Source organism: Peptoclostridium sp., from assembly GCF_009881055.1.
GTDB lineage: Bacteria > Bacillota > Clostridia > Peptostreptococcales > Peptostreptococcaceae > Peptoclostridium_A.
Genome location: NZ_WXFG01000014.1, coordinates 1 through 19,414 on the forward strand (window position 1 = coordinate 1; position 19,414 = coordinate 19,414).

Here is a 19,414-nt window from a genome sequence, read left to right on the forward strand (position 1 = left end):
CATTTAAGGGACAGATGCTTGTTTTAAGCACCTATCCCTTAACTTATACAATAAAACTGCATCAGTTTTTAGAGTTTACACAAAATCTGAAACATACCCGTATAATATTCAAATCAGTCACAGCAAAACTCAATAATAGCTTGAATAGAAAAAGGCGGGGATCCCCCGCCTTTTGGCTATTAAATTTCCTTTATGACAATTTTTCCATCCTCAAGCTCCACACTGACTCTCGAGCCGTCCTTGATTAGCCCCTTGAGGTATTTTTCCGCTATGTCGTCTTCTATATAGCTTTGTATAGTCCTTCTAAGAGGTCTTGCACCGTATTTGTCGCTGTAGCCCTTCTCCAGCATGAAATCCTTGGCATCATCCGAAACGCTTATGGTTATGCCCTTCTCGCTTGCCTCTTCCTTAACCTCCGACAGCATCAGATCAACTATCCTTCGCAGCTGCTCTCTGGTTAGCGAGTTGAATACGACTACCTCGTCAACCCTGTTCAGGAATTCAGGCCTGAAGGTTTCCCTCAGAGCGTTGTGTACCTTTTCCTCGAGGGCATCGTAGCCGTCGTGCCCAAAGCCTATGCCAAGCGACTTTGTATCAGTGCCAGCGTTGGACGTCATTGCTATAACTGTATTTTCGAAGAATACTGTCCTGCCCTGGCTGTCTGTCAGCCTTCCGTCCTCGAGTATCTGCAGCAGCATGTTAAACACGTCAGGGTGCGCCTTTTCTATCTCGTCAAGGAGTATGACCGAGTAGGGCTTTCTCCTGACCTTTTCAGTCAGCTGTCCACCCTGGTCATAGCCGATGTACCCCGGAGGCGCTCCAATGAGCTTGGATACGGTGTGCTTTTCCATGTACTCGGACATATCAAGCCTTATCATGGCATCCTCGCTTCCGAAGAGCTCGCTCGATAGCGCCCTTACAAGCTCGGTTTTTCCCACACCTGTAGGTCCCACGAAAATAAAGGATGCCGGTTTTTTCTTCTTCCTAAAGCCCGACCTGTTTCGCCTTATGGCCTTCGAAACTAGGCTTATTGCCTTGGACTGCCCTATGACTCTCCTCGAGAGGCTCTCCTCGAGTTCGAGGAGCTTCATCGACTCTTCTTTAGTTATCTTCTTAACAGGAATCTTTGTCCAAGACTCAATAACATGCGCCACATCCTCTACCGTCACCTGGAAGGCAGCAGTGTCCGATTGAATCCCGTCAATTTTTTCCTGCAGCTCAATCTCTTCCATTTTGAATTTCGCAGCAGTCTCATAGTCGTCCTTGACTGCCGCTTCTTCCTTCTTGCGCTGCACCTCGGCAAGCTCGCGCTTTAGCTTGTCCAGCTCCTTTTGAAGGTTGTTTTTGAGGTTGACCATAGAGCCGGCCTCATCTATTACGTCTATTGCCTTGTCAGGAAGATACCTGTCTGTGATGTATCTTTCCGAAAGCTTTGCGGCAGCCTCAACCACCTCGTCAGGTATTATCACGCTGTGGAACTTTTCATAGTAGTCCCTTACTCCCTTTAGTATTTCTATGGTATCCTCCACCGAAGGCTCGTCCACCATCACAGGCTGGAAACGCCTCTCGAGCGCTGAGTCCTTTTCGATGTGTTTTCTGTACTCGTCTATGGTCGTCGCTCCGATTATGTGGACTTCACCCTTGGCAAGCGCGGGCTTTAGTATATTGGCCGCGTTCATCACGCCCCCCTGGACCTCTCCTGCGCCAACTATGTTGTGTATCTCGTCTATCACGAGGATTATGTTCCTGCTCTGGCTGGCTTCCTTTATTATCTCCTTCATCCTGCCCTCGAACTGGCCTCTAAACTGCGTGCCCGCGACTATGGCAGTCAAGTCAAGCAGGTACACCTGGGCGTTTAGGAGCCTTGAGGGAACCTTTTTCTGCGCTATCCTCACAGCCAGACCTTCTGCTATGGCCGTCTTTCCCACTCCCGCCTCGCCTATGAGCACGGGGTTGTTCTTGTTTCTTCTGTTGAGTATCTGTATGACCCTGTTGATTTCAGCTTCCCTTCCTATCACTCTGTCGACAAGCCCTTCCTTAGCCTTGTCTGTAAGGTTTGTGCCGAATTTTTCAAGGTATTTAAGTTTTTTCTTGGAGTTTTTCTGCTCCTTTTCATCTTCAGCAGCCTGGGCGCCCGCAAACGACTCTTCTTCCTCATCGTTCTCATCTTCCTCAGAATCCGGGAAGGAACCGTTCATCATTTTCATTATCGCCTCGTCAGGGTCGGTTGAGTCCATGTCCATGTTCTCGAACATCTCCCCCATCTGCTTTGAGAGGTTGTCCATGTCCTCAGGAGTCATCCCCGACTGCTTCATGAGCTCGTCCATGACTGATATGCCCATCTCCTGAGCGCAGCTCATGCAGTAGCCCTCAAGCACAGGCTTTCCATCCTTGAGCTTCTGGGTAAACACAACTGCTATGTTTTTTTTACATTTTGAACACATCTTCATATATCTATCATCTCCATATTATCAGCAGCATTAGAATTGTCTTTATATAATTATATCACATCTATATCAGTTGCAATTATACATATTTTTACATAATAAAAAAAGACGGCCAAGACCGTCTCGAAATACTCTACCACTTGTTGTAATGAATCCTGCTTGAATCAAATCTGTCCACAAACCGGTTTCCCTCACCCTCTGGATATCCCACAGGCACTACGGCAAAAGGCATTATATTCTCCGGAAGGTTGAAATAATCTATTATGAACTCCATTCTTTCTTCCACTGGAGCAACGCCAACCCAAACGGCTCCAAGCCCCTGGTGAGTGGCTTCCAAAAGCATATTCTGTACCGCTGCCGCCATATCCTGCTGCCAGTTGTCGGGGAAAAACAGCTTCTGCATGTCAGTTAGGAACACCACGGCGCATGACGCATCCTTCAGCATCTCTGAATATTCGTCCATCCCCGAAATTTCGTCGAGCACCTTCTTGTCCCTTACTACTATGAACTCCCACGGCTGCTCATTGCCTGCAGAAGGCGCCTGCATTGCAGCTCTAAGCAGGGTTTCAACCTTATCTTCTTCAACTTCCCTGTCTACAAACTCTCTTACGCTTCTTCTCTTGAAAATGTTTTCCATTGTTTTTTTCCGCCTTTCATCATGTGTTGTGATTAGACATAATTTATGATGCATATAAATATCACACATTATCCTTTTCCGTTTATCTCTATAAGCGTCATCTGGCTTCTGTTCATGAATCTCACAGGAAGCCTGCTCACGCCGACTCCGCTGTCTATGTAGAGATATCTGGCGCCTTCAAGTTCGTAAATTCCTTTTTGATACTTTGGAAACAGGCCTTGGTTCGGAGCCACAACAGCTCCTACAAAAGGCAGCCTGACCTGACCTCCATGTGTATGGCCGCTGAGTATAAGATCACTCTTTAGGTTTTTGCCCTCTTTGATTATATTCGGCGAATGTGAGAGCAGTATTGTATAGCTTGTTTCATCAAAGCCGTCAAAAGCCTCGTCAGCATCGCTGTGCCTTGTATCGTAGTCATCCACACCGCAGATGTATATATCCATATTTTCAATGCTCATTATATCATTTCTGTTGTTTAAAACTCTGACTCCGCGCGACTCGAGCTCAGCTTCGAGCCTTCTGGTTCCCATATCGTTGGCCCATTCGTGGTTGCCGCTTACGAAATAGACTCTTTCACAAACATTTGCAAGACCCTCTGCAAGCGCAAATATCCTCTCGTAGTCGTCAGTCTCTCGGTCTACAACGTCTCCTGTTATGGCAACCGCATCCGGCTTAATCCTTTCCACGTTCTCAAGCACCTGCTCGTTTGCATTGGCATTGTGGTAGTCTGATATCTGGACTATTTTTAATTTTTTACCAGCTTTGAGCTTTTCACTTTCGAATTCTATGCTGTTTAATGCAACAAAATGGACTTCATAAAATATATCTCCCATCAGCAGGAGCAGAGGCATAATAATCCATATTATTTTTTTATTCAAACGCTGCAGCCCCTTTCATAATTTAAGGCGAGGCTCAAAGCCAAGCGTTCATCTGCGATATCCGGACTTGAAAGGCATGCACTTTAAAGTGCGCTAGGCTTGGCATTCAAAAAAACAGGTATACTTAAATTATACCAAAAGAGTTTGAATTTTTCCAGTTCGCCTTCAAATTGTATTTAAATATGGCCTTCTACTCCACATTCACAGAAGAATGCATCAGATTCACATTTTCCGGATTGAAAATTTCGGTTCCTTCAAAGCCGTCCTTATCCGAGTCATACTCAAAATCCATGAGCTGGAGGCTCGCCGAGCCCGGCTGAAGTGTTGTTATATGGAGCTTCGAATCGCTTCCAGCTGTGTACGCCCAATATTTTATTTCGCCCAGCTGCACGTAGCCTTCAAAAAGGACATATTCCCTGTCTTCTCCTCTTACTGTAAGAAGCCAGTTTTGCCCGTCATCCCACATTATGTTGCCGCTCGGATCCTTCTGCGCAGCCGTGTACATCTGAACGTTCTCCATCTGCCCGTCGCCTTCGAGGTCTATTTCATATTCGTCAAGCAGCGTCAACTCATTTATATCTCTAAGCTCTTTCGAGGCTTCTATAAATTTTTTGTTTTTTTCAGACTGATTGCCAGCAGGCTTTTCCGGCTCCGGATTCATGCAGCCAACAGACAACACGAGCGTCAATAGCGCCAAAGATACCATCAAAACAGTTTTCCTAGCAAATACTTTCATTTTTAAATACCTCCGTTTTTGCATATTATAAGTCTATATTACCCCATACTGCGGCAGAATACACTCGTTTATAATCTAACAAAAACCGCAGGTTCTGCGAATTGAGCTCTGCAGGACCTGCGGTTGAATTATTAATATTAAACTTAAGCTGCCTTTTGAGCCGATTTTTTAGCGAAGGCCAATATACCGCCGAGCGCTATTGAAAGCATTGCAGCCATAAGCACTCTGTATTCCGGCGGCAGCATGAAGGTTATGGTGTGCGCCGGTATCCAAAACAGCGGAACCGTCTTTACAAGCACGAAAGATATGAATCCGTTCCAGTCTATTCTTTTGACTACATCTCCAAGCGAAACAGCTCCGCCTTTTTCATGCTTAAGGTCGATGTAGGTGTCTGTAACCCTGTGGAAAGCCATCATTGTCGGTGCGAACGTCAGATTCATAAGCGAACTGACAAAGAAGGCGAACAGGAATTTGGAGTCTCCGCCCGGCAGAAGCCCCTTTTCAAGCGCTCCCTTTACGCCAGTTGCAAACACATCGAACACAAGCACTATTGCCATGCCAAGGAAACCCCATATTGCAGCCCTTGGCAGTATGCCGTGAGGTATGCTCCAATCACCGGTTGCTATCCTTATTGCCAGAAGCTCGCCCATTGTTGCTAGTATGAAGAATTTGATGAATCCGCTTATGAAGGGGTGAGAACCTGTAAATTCAATGAAAACCTCATGTGTTGATGGTGTTACAAGGAATGCCACTACTGCCGCAAGCACCCCAGCCCATATTAAATCACCTTTTTTCAAAATACGCCTCCTTAAATATTGTTAAAAAATCATCTAATCATTATATCACTGTCTTTCGCCATTTGCAAAAGAATCCCTGATCCTTAGAGGTAGTGGTAAAAGGACCAGGGATTTTAATAGCTAAATTTCTATCCGACCCAGTTATTAAACCTTTGAGTAAGCCCGGTGCAGCCACATACGACTGCGGCTGGCCAGGCTTACTCAATTGATGGTTTACAATGGCCGCTAATTCACTGTATTTCTATATGCTGACTTCTTCCTTAACTTCCGAAGCCACCAGATCCATTCCCTTGTTTATAGCCTTGAGATTCAGCTCGACGAACCTTGGCTTCACATTCTGCTCCACCATCTTGTTCCAGTCTACGCCTTCAACGCCCATGGCTTTTATCAGCCCGCCAAGAAGAACTATGTTTTGAGCTTTTATGTTTCCAAGCTCCATGGCCTCTTTCGCGGCGTCTATTACATATATATTATCTACTGCAGCCTCTAGTTTTTCCATAACTCCTTCAGGATAAACCTCTGCTCCCGATATTACAGTTGCCGAAGGTATCTCGTAGTTGTTTACAACAAGAGCCCCGCCCGGCTTTAGATACTCAAGCCACCTTACAGCCTCTACCTTTTCGAAAGCAACCATTACATCAGCAGATCCTTTTCCTATTATAGGAGAGTCCACCTTGTCGCCGTACCTTACCTGAGTAGTAACGCTTCCTCCCCTTTGGGCCATACCGTGAACCTCTGACATCTTAACATCGAAGCCAGCCTCTATAAGACCGCTTGAAAGTATCTGTGAAGCAAGTATTATACCCTGTCCTCCGACTCCTACAAGCAGAACACTTTTAACATTTGACATATTATTCACCTACCCTTTCTATAGCTTCAAACGGACAAACCTGAGCACAAACCGAGCATCCCACGCACATATCCGGGTCAATCTTTGCAAACTTGTCGAAAGACAGCGCCGGGCAGCCCGACTTGAGGCAAAGCTTGCAAGATTTGCACTTGTCCTCGTTAACCTTGAACTTCTTGAGCTCGCAGCCAAACTCAGTCTTGTCCTCCTGAGAGAACTTCTTGAGCACGCAAGGCCATCTTGTTATGACTACCGAAGGACCGTCGAATTCAAGCGCCTTTTTGAGAGCTGCATCAGTCTCCTTGAGATTGAGGGGGTTTACAACCTGTATATCTTCAACGCCAAGAGCTTTAACAAGATTTGGTATGTCTATGGCTATTGTCTTGTCTCCCATAAGAGTGTAGCCTGTTCCAGGATTTTCCTGATGTCCAGTCATGCCCGTTATCCTGTTGTCGAGTATTACAGTCACAGTGTTGCCTTTGTTGTATACAACGTCCACAAGCGAGTTCATGCCTGTGTGGAAGAATGTAGAGTCTCCTATTACAGAAACCACCTTCTTGTCTTCGCCCGCCAATTTGAAGGCCTTGGCTGCTCCGTGACCTGTCGATATAGACCCGCCCATGCAAACGCAGGTGTCCATCGAGTTAAGCGGCTGAGTGAATCCAAGCGTGTAGCAGCCGATGTCGCCCGTTACCATTACGTTCTTTATCTTTGAAAGCGAGTAGAACAGACCTCTGTGAGGACAGCCTGCGCATAGAGTCGGAGGCCTTTTTATAATTGCATCGTCAAGAGCATCCAGTCCCTCTATTGTTTTGATTTCTTTGCCGAGCAGAGCCTTTGCTATTATGTCCGGATTGAGCTCTCCCACGTTAGGTATAAGCTCCTTGCCTGTGCACTTGATTCCTCTGGCTTTGATCTGTTCTTCCATGTATGGCTCAAGTTCCTCTATAACATAAAGAGTTTCAACCTCTTTTGCAAAGTCCTCTATCATCCCGAAAGGAAGAGGGTTAGTGAAACCTATCTTGAGATATGACGCCGAATCGCCGAATACTTCCTTAGCATACTGGTAAGATATTCCCGAAGTTATTATGCCTATCTTCTTGTCGTTCCACTCGACAGTGTTAAGCGGAGAGTTGTTGCTGTACTCCTCGAGCTTTGCAAGCCTTTCTTCAAGAGTAACGTGGAGAACCTTTGCATGCGCTGGAGCCGCCAGGAACTTGCCCACATTCTTGACGTAAGGCTTCTTGGCCACCTCAGTTCTCTCCCCGAGCTCAACTAGGGTCTTTGAATGGCATACCCTCGTTGTAACCCTGAAAAGCACCGGTACGTCATACTCCTCAGAAACCCTCAGAGCCTCCTTAACGTAGTCCTTTGCCTCCTGAGAGTCGGTAGGTTCAACCATTGCCATCTTTCCGAACTTGGCAAAATATCTGTTGTCCTGCTCGTTTTGAGAAGAGTGCATTCCCGGATCATCAGCAGAAATGAACACAAAGCCCCCGTTTACCCCAAGGTATGCATAAGTCATTATAGGGTCGGCAGCAACGTTGAGTCCAACGTGCTTCATGGCCGCAAGGCTTCTAGCGCCTGCCATCGAAGCTCCTATGGCAACCTCCATGGCAACCTTTTCATTTGGAGACCATTCGCAATATACATCTTCCTTGTACTGCTCCATATTTTCAAGTATCTCAGTCGATGGTGTTCCCGGATATGCCGCTGCAACGTGTCCGCCAGCTTCGTAGAAACCTCTTGCTATTGCTTCGTTACCAGTAAGCAGTTTTTTCATCTACTTTATCCTCCTTAGGGTTATCTTTGTCGTCTTCTTCAAAATAATATTTACCTGTTTGCTATTATGGCGCCCAGCGCTATCGAATAAAGTTTCGATTCGTGTGAATCAGCCCTTGACACAAGCACAACCGGAGCTTTAGCTCCCATTATTATGCCTGCAGACTTGGCATCTGCAAGGTAGGTAAGCGCCTTACCCACAGCATTTCCAACCTCTATAGTAGGCACCAGGAGTATGTCGGCATCACCGGCAACCTGGCTTTCGAACTTCTTGATCTGCGCCGCCTCTTTTGAAATTGCAAGGTCGAACGCGAGCGGCCCCTCGACTATTACGCCTTCTCCAAATTCTCCGCCGGCCGCCAGCTTGGCTATTGCATCGGCATCCACAGTTGACGGCATCTTGTCGCTAACCTTTTCTTTTGCAGCTATGCACGCAGCCTTCACCTGCTCCAGCTCGAACGCTTTTGCAGCCTTCACGGCATTTTTTAGTATCTTCACTTTTGCATCAAGCTCTGGCGCTATATTCATTCCGCCATCCGTAATAAAGAGCAGTTTATGGTACATCTTCGGCTCATATACCATTACGTGGCTTAGAAGACTGTCTGTTCTAAGACCATATTCCTTGTCGAGCACCGCCTTTAGGAGTATCGACGTGTCGAGCAGTCCCTTCATGACAAAATCCGCCTGTCCCTGAGAAACCAGCTTTACAGCCTTCATTGCAGAGTCTGCAAGGTCGTTTCCTCTTAATACCTCTACGCCTTCAAGGCTAAAGCCCAGCTCGGCAGCTATCTTTTCTATTTTCTCGACATCTCCCACAAGAACAGGAGTTATGATTCCAGCCTCCTTGGCATCGAATACTGCATGCAGAACCTCCCTGTCCTCTGCGGCTGCAACAGCAAGCTTCATTTTTGGAAGCGACTTAACCCTCTCGAGCAGTCCTTCAAGAGTCTTAATCATAACCTTATTTCCTCCTTTTGTTGTAAAACCCTGCTTTCATCCAGAACACGACAATACGTGCCCGGTTACACCGGCAAATTCGGCTTATGTAATTGCCGGATATGTTGTACTTATACCCTATGCCAAATATATAAGCAACTTTCATGCCAACTTTTGCAGCAGCGCTAAAAATGTATAAAAAAATATGCATTGTATTTCAAAAAACCACCAATATGCCTTTATCCCATTAACGCCGAACCAATATTGTATTCTCAATATTCATATTGTTCCACTTCATATACAATGAAATCGTTTGCATGCACTTGCAAAATGAGCGCCCAAAACACAAATAAAGGGTTGAATGGTATACCATTCAACCCTATTTCGCCCTTTATTCTATTTACCGAATCTCCTCAAGCACCTTTATCCCGAATTCGGTTATGGCTGTTCCGGCTCTCCCCTTTGATACTTCAGCCATTCCGAACTTTTCAAGTTCAAGGAGCATTCCTCGTATCTCCTGCTCACTCAAGTGCCTTCCCGAGGATTCCGCAAGCCTGCTCAGGCTCCTCCTGCCCATTTTCTCGCCATGCCTTTGAGCTTCCAGCAGCTTTGAAAGTATGAACCTGTAGTCTCCCATTTTCCCTCTCGCCTCTTCCTCAAAGGCCCTGAGCATGTCTTTTTCAATGCCGCTGAGCGTCGTAAGCCTGGGCTGCACTTCCTGCACAAACGGCAGATCCTGGACTTCTATAAGCTTCTTGTCCAGATTTGTAAAGTATTCAACGTAATTTCTCAGCTCTCGTATATTGCCCTCCCACGTGTGGGCCATGAGCATTTCCATGGCGGCATCGCTGAGATTAAAACCGCTTTCAAACTCGAGCTTAAAGCTTTCAATCAGCTCCGGTATATCCTCGCGTCTTTCCCTGAGCGCAGGTATCCTGAGCGGCAGCACGTTAAGTCTGAAGTAAAGGTCCTGCCTGAAACTCCCCTCCCTTACAAGCTCTATCAGGTTCCTGTTTGTGGCTGCTATTATTCTCACATCCACGTCTATGACCCGGTCTCCGCCAATGCGCATTACCTGCCTTTCCTGTAGGACACGCAAAAGTCTGGCCTGCAGGTTTATAGGCATTTCTCCTATTTCGTCGAGAAAAAGAGTGCCCTTGTGGGCCAGCTCGAAAAGTCCCGTCTTTCCGCCCTTTCTAGCCCCCGTGAAGGCGCCTTCCTCGTATCCGAAAAGCTCGCTCTCGAGCAGGCTTTCCGGGATAGCTCCGCAGTTTACGGCCACAAACTGATAGTCCCTCCGCTCCGAGGAATTGTGTATTGCTTGGGCGAAAAGCTCCTTGCCAGTTCCGCTCTCGCCTGTTATGAGCACGGACGAACTAGACTTTGCCATTCTCCTGGCTATGTCCTTGCACTGCATTATCAGCGGACTATTGCCGAATATATTGTAAAAGCCGTATTTGGCCCTATGTCCTTTTGAAATAAGCTGACTTCTGAGCTTGTGCTGTTTCCTTTCAATGTCCGAAAAGCGCTTTATCCTGGCAACTGCTCCATAGAGCTTGTTGGAGTGTATTATGGGATCCACTGCAGCCACAACGTCATAGCCGTGCATGCTTATTATCTTCTCCGATATGCTTTCCTTATCCTTGAGAGCCTTGTAGAAAGGTATCTCTGGCATCAGGGCCATCCATTCGCTGCCTACCATTTCACTTCTATTCATTCCTATTATTTTCTCGGCTCCTTCGTTGCATGAGTAGACTATCCCTTCAGCATCCACTGCCACTATCCCGTCGTCGAGCACCTGCAGAAGTATATCAAGCTGCGCCTCAAATCTGTTGAACCTGCCTATTATGTTAAAAAGCCCGACGTTTACTGTGACTATCTCCTTGAAGCTCTTTATAACGTTCTGCCTCTGTATTACATAGTCAAGATCTAGCTTGAAGGCTATGTCGAGTATTGTACTTATGTCTAATAATCCAAACCCAAGGTCTACAACGCTCCTTGCAAGAGGATGGGGATTCTCCCTCTCGCCAATTAAAACTATGGTATCGAAATCTTGCATCTGCTGCATTTCCTGCGCATAACTTAAGCAGGGTACAAGCTCAATGTGCTTTACCCCAAGCTGATATACAAGCGCCGACGTCTCCATGGCGAGGCCGGGCGTTTCATCTACAAGCAGAGCCCTTGTCCCCTCGGGGAGCACCATGAGCTTTTCAAGCGCCGATTTTGTTATCGTCCTGTGTGCTATTACAACCTCTCCAGATCCTATTATCCTGCTTCTTAAATTGTGAAAGCACTCGTACGAGGGCAGCAGTATGAGGTCCTCATATATGCCGGAGCCAGCACCTTCCCATTCTATTGGATAAAGTCTTACTTCTATTTTGTCGCCGAAAAGGCTTTTAATCTGCTTCTTCTGGTATTCCGCCTCGCTTTGGTTGCTGCTTATTATAGCAAGAGTCTTTTCCAAGCTTTTCACTCCCGTTTACATTAGTTTAACAATTAATATTCTATACCTTTTCCAAAAAGCTTACAACAGACCGTCTGACTTGAAGCGTTCCATCGGATTTAAATATGCAGCTTGAATCCGAATGATCATTTTTTTCTTTCAAAAACAACATCGGCTGTGTAGCCGGGCTTTAGAAACTCCGATTTCTCGCTGGGGATCACCTCTACCCTCACTATGCGCTCTCCGTCTTTTTCTATGGCGGAGCCGGGCAATTGGCTAACACGCCCCTTTATGATCAAATTTTTCTTGGCCACAGGCATGATTTTAACATCTGCACTGCTGTCTATCTCCCCTGCGAATTCCTCAGGCACCTCTGCAATAACAACGATGGTATCCGCATCTATAAGCTCCATCGCCTTGTGATTTCCATTTTGTTGTCCCAGGCTGCTGCCGTTGATTATGCTTATGCTTTGCACTATGCCGCGCTCAAGGCTGCATACCAGGCTTCCTCCGGATACATATGGCTTATTGGCTTTGTTTTGCATTATTACCAGGTCTGATTCGTATATGGCCAGCCTGCTGCTTAGCCTTTCAAGGCTTGCGCTGTTGCTCTCCCTCGTCTCGTCCAACTGGACCTGCTTGTATTGAAGCTCAGTGGATAGCTCATCTAGCTCCTCCTTTAGGAGCCGCTTTGTCATGCTCATATTGTCGATTATGTCGCTTCTGAGCTTTTCCTTCTCCTCAACCGCATCAACAAAACCGTCAAGCTCCTCCGTTGCTATGGCTCCCTCTTCATGGAGCTTCCTGTTCAATTCCAGGTCCTCCTTTGCGTCCGAGAGCTCCTTTTCAGCCCGCTCCAGCGAGCTTTCGAGAAGCTTAAGCTCGGCCTTTTCTCCACTATTGTATTCGGCTGTTTTTTTGCTCAAGTCCTTCTTCAGCCTGGCTATGTCGGCTTCAAGAGCGGACGGATCCTCTATTGCATCACTGAGGGCGGCCTTGCCGGATTCGACCTGCTCCCGAAGCTTTTTCACCGTCTCATTGTACTCAGTCATGTCGAGAGCCGCCAGGAGGTCACCTCGGCCGACCTCGTCGCCTTCCTTTACATCTACAGATATCACATTACACGGAAAATCTACGTAGGTAAGCCTGGACACGCCCAGCATCATGTCGTTTAGGCTGAACGAGCCTATTACAAGACCTGTACAGCCCGCAATTCCGACAACACTCATTAGCATCCTCCATTTATTTCTGGAAGTGTTGCGCGCTATAAGCCTTCGCTTGCTGCTCATCGCTCCCCATAAAACCTTTATGCTTTCAATGAAAATCCGGTTTCCCTTTCTCGGGAGCCTGTCGCGCAGGAGCGCCGCCGGAGTCTCCTCCAGTCTTCTAAGGCAGGTGTAGCAGGATACTCCTCCTGTGCACAGCACTATAAGCAATGTGCTAAGTATGAGGTTGCTCACATTTATGCTCATTCTGTAATCGCTCAGCACAAGCAAAAATTTCATCTGGTCTATGAGAGTTCTGCCAATTAGTATGGGCCCCACTGCGGCTCCCAACGCCGCCCCCAGCAGCCCCGCCAACACCCCGTACGAGGTGTAATGGAATACTACTATACTTTTGCTATATCCAAGAGCCTTGAGTATTCCTATTTGCTCTCTCTGCTCCTCCACCAGCCTTGACATGGTGCTCAGCGTAACAAGCGCCGTCACAAGGAAAAACATTATGGGGAATACGCCCGATATAACCTTGAACTGCTTAATTTCGCTGGCAACGTGGCTTACGCTCCGGTTGTCCTTTCTTGTAATTACTCCCAGCATATCGTCACCCAGGGCCGCGTCGATTTTTTCTATGATTTCACCTTCGTTTGCTCCCTCTGCTAGCCTTATGCAGATTTGGTTATAGAGCTTTCTGCCCCCGTATGCGCTTTTGACCTTGTCTTCGTCCACTATGACGAACCCGTATTTTTCAGGGTCAGGCATTATTGACGTCGTGTCTTTTACTGAAAATACGTGCTCGCCGCTTAGCGCCAGAGCCTTTACACGCAAGCTTATTTTTCTGTCGTTGAACTCCAGCTCCAACTTGTCCCCAGGTTTCAGGCCGTGGCTCCTTGCGAAGGTCTCGTCGAGTATGGCTCCGCTTGAGCCCTCTAATAGTCCTTCTATTATATACGGCTTGTCCAGAGTGTTTTTATCCGAGGCTGTGTATACAAGCAGAGTGGGCTTTCCATTTATATTCGCGGTGGAGTTTACAGCCAGCCTTTTTTCAGCCTTCTCCACTCCTTGGATATTCCTTATTCTCCACATGTCCATTTCCGTAGGGTTTACAACGGAGACCCAGATGTCAGACAGGTTGGTGCTCTCATACAGCTCACTTGAGCGCTCGTCTATAGTCTTCCACAGGCTGTCCAGCCCCATTACCACGCTCACTGAAAGGGCCGCCATCAGGCATATTGAGGCGAACTGGGACATCCACTGGCGCATGTCCTTTACAGCCTTTTTGAAAAGTATCCCTTTTCCCATAAAAACTCCTCCGCCAAACTTCTGGATGCTTCACTTTTCTACAAAGATTCCACAAAATATTTATACCCAATCGGTTTATTTTCTCGCCGGCTTTTAATTTCATACTAAAAAATATTGAGTATGAAAAACCCACATCGCTATAAGTGATGCGGGTTTCGTGGTTTAAGGAGTATCCTGCTGATCGTCTTTCTGCATATCTTTCAGTATCATCATCCTGTGTTCATGGTTTATGCTGAAGTTGTTTATCATAACATTAATAGTAAATATAGAGACTATGATATGCGCGAAAATGTAAGGAACTTCTCTGAGATACATATCCGACCTATAAATTGCCGCTAGAATCAACATTAATATAGTGTCAACTGTTATAATTTGTATGAAATATTTTTCAAATATTATATCCAGCTGCTTCATAACTATTTTGCTTAAAACGAATGTGATTAAGGCAGAAAATAGTACCGTCAGAAATAAGTCCCGAGTTAAGGATGCCATGATTTTTTCGTCAGTGTATAATTGAGGAATGGTTGTAATGATAAACAATATTACAATAAAGGAAACCTCGTAGTATATAATTTTGCCCAGATTAATGACCTGTTTTGGCATTTTGTAAAGTATAAATATAAAAACCAAGCTAAGAAACATTTCCATAATTGACAATGCGAAAACAATACTCGCTATAATCACAGAAAAACCCACCTGTTTTATTTGGATTATGTTCCCTTCTTCAAATGCCATTTTAGTGATATTGGAAAAAAGAAATGACGACAGTATAAGTCCAAAAAATCCAACCAGGAGTATGCTGATTACCTCTGCTGACTCCTTTTTTTCATACTCTATCAGTAAGTATATACCACTGAAAGCAAATCCGGCCAGGATTCCAGCGAAATTTGCATAATTAGTACTCATGGTAATCACATCATTCATATTTACATACCTCGTTTCATTATAAAAATAGCAGCGTTATATAAAGGATTTTTATTATACCCATATAGATCTTGTAATTAACTTGATATATTTAGATATGCGAATATGAATAGTTTGCATGAATAGATTAAATGATTGGAACAAGCAGAAATATTGAAAACAGCTAGAAACCGCCATGGAATTTAATGGCTAATCGACACTTTTGAAGGTATAATGTTCGTGAAGCCAAGTGGTCTCTCAAAAAATCTATATTGTCCTCATTGGCGCGACCATCCTGATAGCCCTATACCCATAATAGGAAACGCCGCAGAGCACAGCACTGCCATAGTCATGGCTGTAAAAGACAATATGGCTTTGTCTGTTGAGATAGCCGTTTCGTTTTTTGTTATTTAGATAAAGGAGAAGATAACATATGTATATTATTAGTTCATGCCTGGCTGGGATAAGCTGCAGATACGACGGTAAAAGCAGCGAGAATCAATATGTGATTGAATTGGTAAAGCAGGGAAATGCTATGCCTGTATGTCCCGAGCTGCTTGGTGGATTGCCCGTTCCAAGAACATGTTGCGAAATCATAAGAAATGAAAGTGGTGAGCAAAGAGTCGTCAGCAGTGAAGGCCAGGACTTCACCAGGGAGTTTGCCGCAGGGGCAGAAAAGACTCTGGAAATAGCCAGGATAATCGGTGCTACGAAAGCAATATTAAAGTCAAAAAGCCCTTCCTGCGGCTGCGGGCTCATATATGATGGGACATTTTCAGGAAGATTAATAGAAGGAAATGGCCTGACGGCGGAACTGCTCATGAAAAACGGAATTGAAGTAATTAACGAGAGTGATTTGTAAAGGACATAGTGATTTCTCGCTTAAATAACAAAAGCCAGAAAAGCATAAACCGCATGCTTTCCTGGCTTTTGTCGATATATCACGTCTCTTTTTGGCCAGATAATACTTAATTGCCTGCTTTTTTGTCAACCCGAAGAGCGATTATTATGGCTATCAAGGCACCGCCCCAAACAGCTCCGCAGCCTATTACCATCATTAAAACAGCACTGCCATCCATAGCTAATCATCCTCCTTAACAGCCCATTTTTTATTGCGCAATACTAATGAAGCCCCTATCATGACTGCTACTGCTCCCCATCCAAATATTATGTTTGAGATGACTCCGATTGATTCCTGCTTAAAAAGGCCGGTGAAAATATTGAATATGTTTGTCACCACTACTGCTCCAAGCAGCAGCGGAGTAAAGTATTTGAGCAGGTAATCCCACCATATTCCGACTCTGAAGTCAGAATACTTGTTGGCTTCTTCCCTGAGCTTTTCCGTGCCGTATATATAGCTGATAAGGACAACCTCTACGAGGCCCAGTCCCGCTATTATTATGTTTCCCACATAGGAGTCAACAATGTCGAGTATATAATTGAAGCCCGCGTAGCTTGCAAAACACGCAGAACCTGCAAAACCAATCAGCGATAGTATGCCTATCAGTTTTTCCCTGGATATTTCAAATTTATCCATTGCGGCCGTCGCAAAGGATTCCAGCATCGAAATGCTTGAAGATATTCCCGCAACAAACAGACAGAAGAAGAAAAGGAATCCCAGAAGTCCCTGAATCACTGCATTCGAAGACATTGTTGATATTGCAATGGGAAAAGCGATAAATGCCACGCCGGCTCCTGTTCCAAAAGACGTGAATTCCACGCCCATATTTTGCACCAGATAGCCGAGTGTCGAGAAAACCAGTATTCCTGCCACCAAGTCAAAGCTGGAGTTAAGCAGTACCGTAATAAAGGAGCTGTTTACTATATCTGCCTTTTCATGCAGGTAGGAACCGTAGGCTATCATAACGCCAACCGCCAGTGTTGTTGAGAAGAAAACCTGTGCATAGGCCGATACCCAGATGCCCGGACTCATAATTTTCGAGAAATCCGGCTTGAATAGCGTCTCGAGACCAATTGCTGCCCCATTCAATCGCACCGCGTTGATCATGAAAACCACCATCATTACAAGAAGTATAGGCGTAAAAATTGACGACATCTTTTCAATTCCGCCCGATATGCCTTTCTTTACGATAAGCCAGTTGGAAAGCCAGACAAACACAACTGCACCAATAATGTATATGCTCATGCCCGCCCCCAGATCAAGGGCATTGTCAGCACTTCCCACTACCATTCCCATAATAGGACCCGGATCCTGCAGCCAGTTAATAATGCCGAAGGCATGCCCCAGGGAGAATACCATGAAAATCAGCGAAACTGCTATAATTGAGCAGTAATACATCATTACTATTACCGGCACCATGACCTGCAGCCATCCAAATACTTCGTATTTCTTGCCCAGCTCCGAAAAAGCCTTTACGGAGCCTCCGCGGATTTTTCTGCCGTATGCGTACTCCATTATCATAAGCGGTATCGCACAGGTGGCCACAGCAACCAAATACGGGAGGAGGAATGCACCCCCGCCGTTTTTATATGCTTGAAATGGGAATCTCCACAAGTTCCCCAGGCCTATCGCGGCACCAGCGGCGGCGAAAATGAAACCCTTCCTGCTTTGCCAGTTTTCTCTCATATCTCTGCGCCTCCTTCATTATTTTTGCCTTACCTTGTCACGGTTTACAGCCTCATTTTTTATCATAGTAGATTATGACGAAGGCCTTTACGGTCTTTTCTCCGGTGTTGTAAAACGTGTGCGGGCCTTCGGCCGCAAAATTCATGACGTCGCCGGCCGAGATTTCATATGTCTTCTCTTCGATATCCACGCTCAGCGTCCCGTCTATGGCAAATATATACTCCTCTACGCCCTTGTCGTGGCCCTTGGACTCCACCCTGCTTCCAGGCTCGAATTCCTCCATGTATATCTCAAAGCCCTTATCCTCGTCGAATCCCATAACTGATGCTATTTTGTAGCCTTCGCCTTCTATCGTAGGATTTATGGCATCACTCTTTATTAGGTTTACAGTCTCCCTTTCTTTTTTCATCAGGCTGCTGAAGGGAATCTTAAGGCCTGTTGCGATTTTCCACAACACAGAAATCGTCGGATTTGTGGCGCTCCTTTCAATCTCACCCAGCATGCTCTTGCTTATTCCCGTAACCTCGGAAAGCTGCTCTAGCGTCATATGCCTGTCTTTCCTTATCATCTTTAGGTTGTTCCCAACTATAACCCTAATATCTTCCATAGTCTCCTCCAAAACAATATATTGTATTTATAGGCGGTATAGCGTATAATGCGTTATATGAGATATATATACATTATATCGCATTAATTTCCTTTGTAAATTACCTGACTGAAAAGGAGCTTTTGTCATGGAAGAAACACTTGAATTGAAAAAAGTTAAAGCCTCAAGGAATGCCGTTTTCTTGGAGGGAGTTAGAGATTCTCTACCCATATCGCTTGGCTATATACCCGTAGCTATAACCTTTGCTCTGCTTTCGAAATCATATGGCCTTCCAAATCACATAATCGTGCTGATGTCCATGCTTGTGTTCTCAGCCACCAGCCAGTTTATAGCAGTAAATCTGCTTACACTCGCAACACCGTATCCTGAAATCATACTGACAACCTTCATAATAAACGCCAAAAATTTCCTGCTATCCTCTGCCCTCTCCCAGAAAATTGAACCTTCTGCTTCCAAGAAGCTGCGCAGCCTTATATCCTACTGCATCGGGGATGAGATTTTCATACTTGCAACAGCCCGAAAAGAGCGCCATGTCGATCCGGCCTACTTCCTGGGAGTAAACTCAATTCTGTACATTGCATATGCGGCAGGCACCATAGTCGGGGCCTACTTTATATCAGACATGAGCCCTGCAATAGCAACCAGTCTTGGCATAACAATATACGCATTGTTTCTAAGCCTGCTTGTTCCAGCTGTCAAGAAATCGAGGAAAGCGCTGATCATAAGCATAATTTCAATACTGGCTTCAACTGCACTCACCTATCTGCCCAGCATATCACTTTCTCCGGGATGGGTTGTTATAATAGCCGCCGTTGTCGCTGCTGGGGCAGGAGCCGTTATATTCCCTGTGGAGGTGCATGAACATGAATAATCTGCTGATTCTAGTTATTCTCATGGCTCTTGTAGCATACCTGCCGCGAGCCATCCCCATGATATGGCTCAAGAACCTTAAACTGAGCAGATTCTGGGAAGGCTTTTTCCGCTACCTACCCTTTGCCATGCTGAGCGCTCTTGTTTTTCCCGGCGTGTTCTCATCCTGTGGCAGCACTAGCCTTTCAATTGCCGGACTTGCAGCGGCCCTAGCACTGTCTCTGTTTAACCTCAACTCAACTATTGTTGTAATGGGTTCGGTGCTCACAGTATATTTATTTGGCATATTGTAATTTTTTTATGGTTTTTTCAACAAAGTATTTTCATTGAATTCTCTATATGGTACACTTTATTGTAGATATTAATCACGTTTAGACTACTACGGATTTCAGATATCCGCATGCTTTCATGCGGATATTGTTTTG

General features: G+C 45.6%; 18 protein-coding genes. 4 read left to right on the forward strand and 14 right to left on the reverse strand.

Translation table 11 applies throughout. From position 1 onward, the window contains the following. Positions 1–179: 179 nt before the first annotated feature. The 11 genes from GT589_RS02355 to GT589_RS02405 form a co-directional block, all read right to left on the reverse strand. Positions 180–2,450, reverse strand: a complete 2,271-nt coding sequence (locus GT589_RS02355) for an ATP-dependent Clp protease ATP-binding subunit (protein ID WP_293395411.1) — start codon at positions 2,448–2,450, stop codon at positions 180–182. Between the two features lie 130 nt (positions 2,451–2,580). Further along, complete coding sequence (locus tag GT589_RS02360; protein ID WP_293395414.1) at positions 2,581–3,084, reverse strand: nitroreductase family protein; 504 nt, start codon at positions 3,082–3,084, stop codon at positions 2,581–2,583. 68 nt (positions 3,085–3,152) lie between these two features. Further along, positions 3,153–3,962: a metallophosphoesterase gene (locus GT589_RS02365; RefSeq protein ID WP_293395417.1), complete on the reverse strand. Its 810-nt coding sequence runs from the start codon at positions 3,960–3,962 to the stop codon at positions 3,153–3,155. Between the two features lie 190 nt (positions 3,963–4,152). Next, positions 4,153–4,698, reverse strand: a complete 546-nt coding sequence (locus GT589_RS02370) for a hypothetical protein (protein WP_293395420.1) — start codon at positions 4,696–4,698, stop codon at positions 4,153–4,155. Between the two features lie 143 nt (positions 4,699–4,841). Then, complete coding sequence (locus tag GT589_RS02375) at positions 4,842–5,495, reverse strand: hypothetical protein (RefSeq protein ID WP_293395423.1); 654 nt, start codon at positions 5,493–5,495, stop codon at positions 4,842–4,844. A 241-nt stretch (positions 5,496–5,736) separates the two neighbouring features. After that, complete coding sequence (locus GT589_RS02380; protein ID WP_293395426.1) at positions 5,737–6,345, reverse strand: indolepyruvate oxidoreductase subunit beta; 609 nt, start codon at positions 6,343–6,345, stop codon at positions 5,737–5,739. Position 6,346: 1 nt separating this feature from the next. After that, positions 6,347–8,125, reverse strand: a complete 1,779-nt coding sequence (gene iorA, locus GT589_RS02385; protein WP_293395429.1) for an indolepyruvate ferredoxin oxidoreductase subunit alpha — start codon at positions 8,123–8,125, stop codon at positions 6,347–6,349. A gap of 50 nt (positions 8,126–8,175) precedes the next feature. After that, entirely contained in the window at positions 8,176–9,081 is a 906-nt protein-coding gene (locus GT589_RS02390) for a bifunctional enoyl-CoA hydratase/phosphate acetyltransferase (RefSeq protein WP_293395432.1), read from the reverse strand. A gap of 379 nt (positions 9,082–9,460) precedes the next feature. Further along, a complete protein-coding gene (locus GT589_RS02395) occupies positions 9,461–11,524 on the reverse strand; it encodes a sigma-54 interaction domain-containing protein (protein WP_293395435.1) in 2,064 nt (687 codons plus the stop codon). Between the two features lie 125 nt (positions 11,525–11,649). Next, positions 11,650–14,022 (reverse strand): FtsX-like permease family protein, encoded by a 2,373-nt coding sequence (locus GT589_RS02400; protein ID WP_293395438.1) that lies wholly within the window; start codon positions 14,020–14,022, stop codon positions 11,650–11,652. A gap of 162 nt (positions 14,023–14,184) precedes the next feature. Further along, a complete protein-coding gene (locus GT589_RS02405; RefSeq protein WP_293395441.1) occupies positions 14,185–14,946 on the reverse strand; it encodes a hypothetical protein in 762 nt (253 codons plus the stop codon). A gap of 219 nt (positions 14,947–15,165) precedes the next feature. Here GT589_RS02405 and GT589_RS02410 point away from each other — a divergent pair, with 219 nt between their 5' ends. Both GT589_RS02410 and GT589_RS02415 read left to right on the forward strand, forming a co-directional pair. Then, positions 15,166–15,339 (forward strand): hypothetical protein, encoded by a 174-nt coding sequence (locus GT589_RS02410; RefSeq protein WP_293395504.1) that lies wholly within the window; start codon positions 15,166–15,168, stop codon positions 15,337–15,339. Positions 15,340–15,358: 19 nt separating this feature from the next. Next, positions 15,359–15,787: a DUF523 domain-containing protein gene (locus GT589_RS02415; RefSeq protein ID WP_293395444.1), complete on the forward strand. Its 429-nt coding sequence runs from the start codon at positions 15,359–15,361 to the stop codon at positions 15,785–15,787. Between the two features lie 106 nt (positions 15,788–15,893). On the opposite strand, the gene GT589_RS02420 is transcribed toward GT589_RS02415, so the two are convergent. The 3 genes from GT589_RS02420 to GT589_RS02430 are packed head-to-tail and all read right to left on the reverse strand — an operon-like array spanning position 15,894 to position 18,119. Beyond that, positions 15,894–16,004, reverse strand: coding sequence for a MetS family NSS transporter small subunit (locus GT589_RS02420; protein WP_293395447.1), 111 nt, complete (start codon positions 16,002–16,004; stop codon positions 15,894–15,896). Between the two features lie 2 nt (positions 16,005–16,006). Further along, entirely contained in the window at positions 16,007–17,512 is a 1,506-nt protein-coding gene (locus GT589_RS02425) for a sodium-dependent transporter (protein ID WP_293395450.1), read from the reverse strand. Between the two features lie 52 nt (positions 17,513–17,564). Continuing rightward, the gene (locus GT589_RS02430; RefSeq protein ID WP_293395453.1) at positions 17,565–18,119 is read right to left on the reverse strand and encodes a helix-turn-helix domain-containing protein; all 555 of its coding nucleotides are present in this window, start codon (positions 18,117–18,119) and stop codon (positions 17,565–17,567) included. A gap of 127 nt (positions 18,120–18,246) precedes the next feature. Between GT589_RS02430 and GT589_RS02435 the strand changes: the two genes are divergently transcribed. After that, complete coding sequence (locus GT589_RS02435; RefSeq protein WP_293395456.1) at positions 18,247–18,990, forward strand: AzlC family ABC transporter permease; 744 nt, start codon at positions 18,247–18,249, stop codon at positions 18,988–18,990. Beyond that, the gene (locus GT589_RS02440) at positions 18,983–19,282 is read left to right on the forward strand and encodes an AzlD domain-containing protein (RefSeq protein ID WP_293395459.1); all 300 of its coding nucleotides are present in this window, start codon (positions 18,983–18,985) and stop codon (positions 19,280–19,282) included. The genes GT589_RS02435 and GT589_RS02440 overlap by 8 nt, the downstream gene beginning before the upstream one ends. The last annotated feature ends 132 nt before the right edge of the window (positions 19,283–19,414 follow it).

Coding starts and splice junctions, on each gene's coding strand:
- GT589_RS02420 (WP_293395447.1), bottom strand. CDS start 16,004: ATGGATGGCAGTGCTGTTTTAATGATGGTAATAGGCTGCGGAGCTGTT.
- GT589_RS02370 (WP_293395420.1), bottom strand. CDS start 4,698: ATGAAAGTATTTGCTAGGAAAACTGTTTTGATGGTATCTTTGGCGCTA.
- GT589_RS02390 (WP_293395432.1), bottom strand. CDS start 9,081: ATGATTAAGACTCTTGAAGGACTGCTCGAGAGGGTTAAGTCGCTTCCA.
- GT589_RS02425 (WP_293395450.1), bottom strand. CDS start 17,512: ATGAGAGAAAACTGGCAAAGCAGGAAGGGTTTCATTTTCGCCGCCGCT.
- GT589_RS02430 (WP_293395453.1), bottom strand. CDS start 18,119: ATGGAAGATATTAGGGTTATAGTTGGGAACAACCTAAAGATGATAAGG.
- GT589_RS02415 (WP_293395444.1), top strand. CDS start 15,359: ATGTATATTATTAGTTCATGCCTGGCTGGGATAAGCTGCAGATACGAC.
- GT589_RS02360 (WP_293395414.1), bottom strand. CDS start 3,084: ATGGAAAACATTTTCAAGAGAAGAAGCGTAAGAGAGTTTGTAGACAGG.
- GT589_RS02380 (WP_293395426.1), bottom strand. CDS start 6,345: ATGTCAAATGTTAAAAGTGTTCTGCTTGTAGGAGTCGGAGGACAGGGT.
- GT589_RS02405 (WP_293395441.1), bottom strand. CDS start 14,946: ATGAATGATGTGATTACCATGAGTACTAATTATGCAAATTTCGCTGGA.
- GT589_RS02435 (WP_293395456.1), top strand. CDS start 18,247: ATGGAAGAAACACTTGAATTGAAAAAAGTTAAAGCCTCAAGGAATGCC.
- iorA (WP_293395429.1), bottom strand. CDS start 8,125: ATGAAAAAACTGCTTACTGGTAACGAAGCAATAGCAAGAGGTTTCTAC.
- GT589_RS02400 (WP_293395438.1), bottom strand. CDS start 14,022: ATGGGAAAAGGGATACTTTTCAAAAAGGCTGTAAAGGACATGCGCCAG.
- GT589_RS02355 (WP_293395411.1), bottom strand. CDS start 2,450: ATGAAGATGTGTTCAAAATGTAAAAAAAACATAGCAGTTGTGTTTACC.
- GT589_RS02440 (WP_293395459.1), top strand. CDS start 18,983: ATGAATAATCTGCTGATTCTAGTTATTCTCATGGCTCTTGTAGCATAC.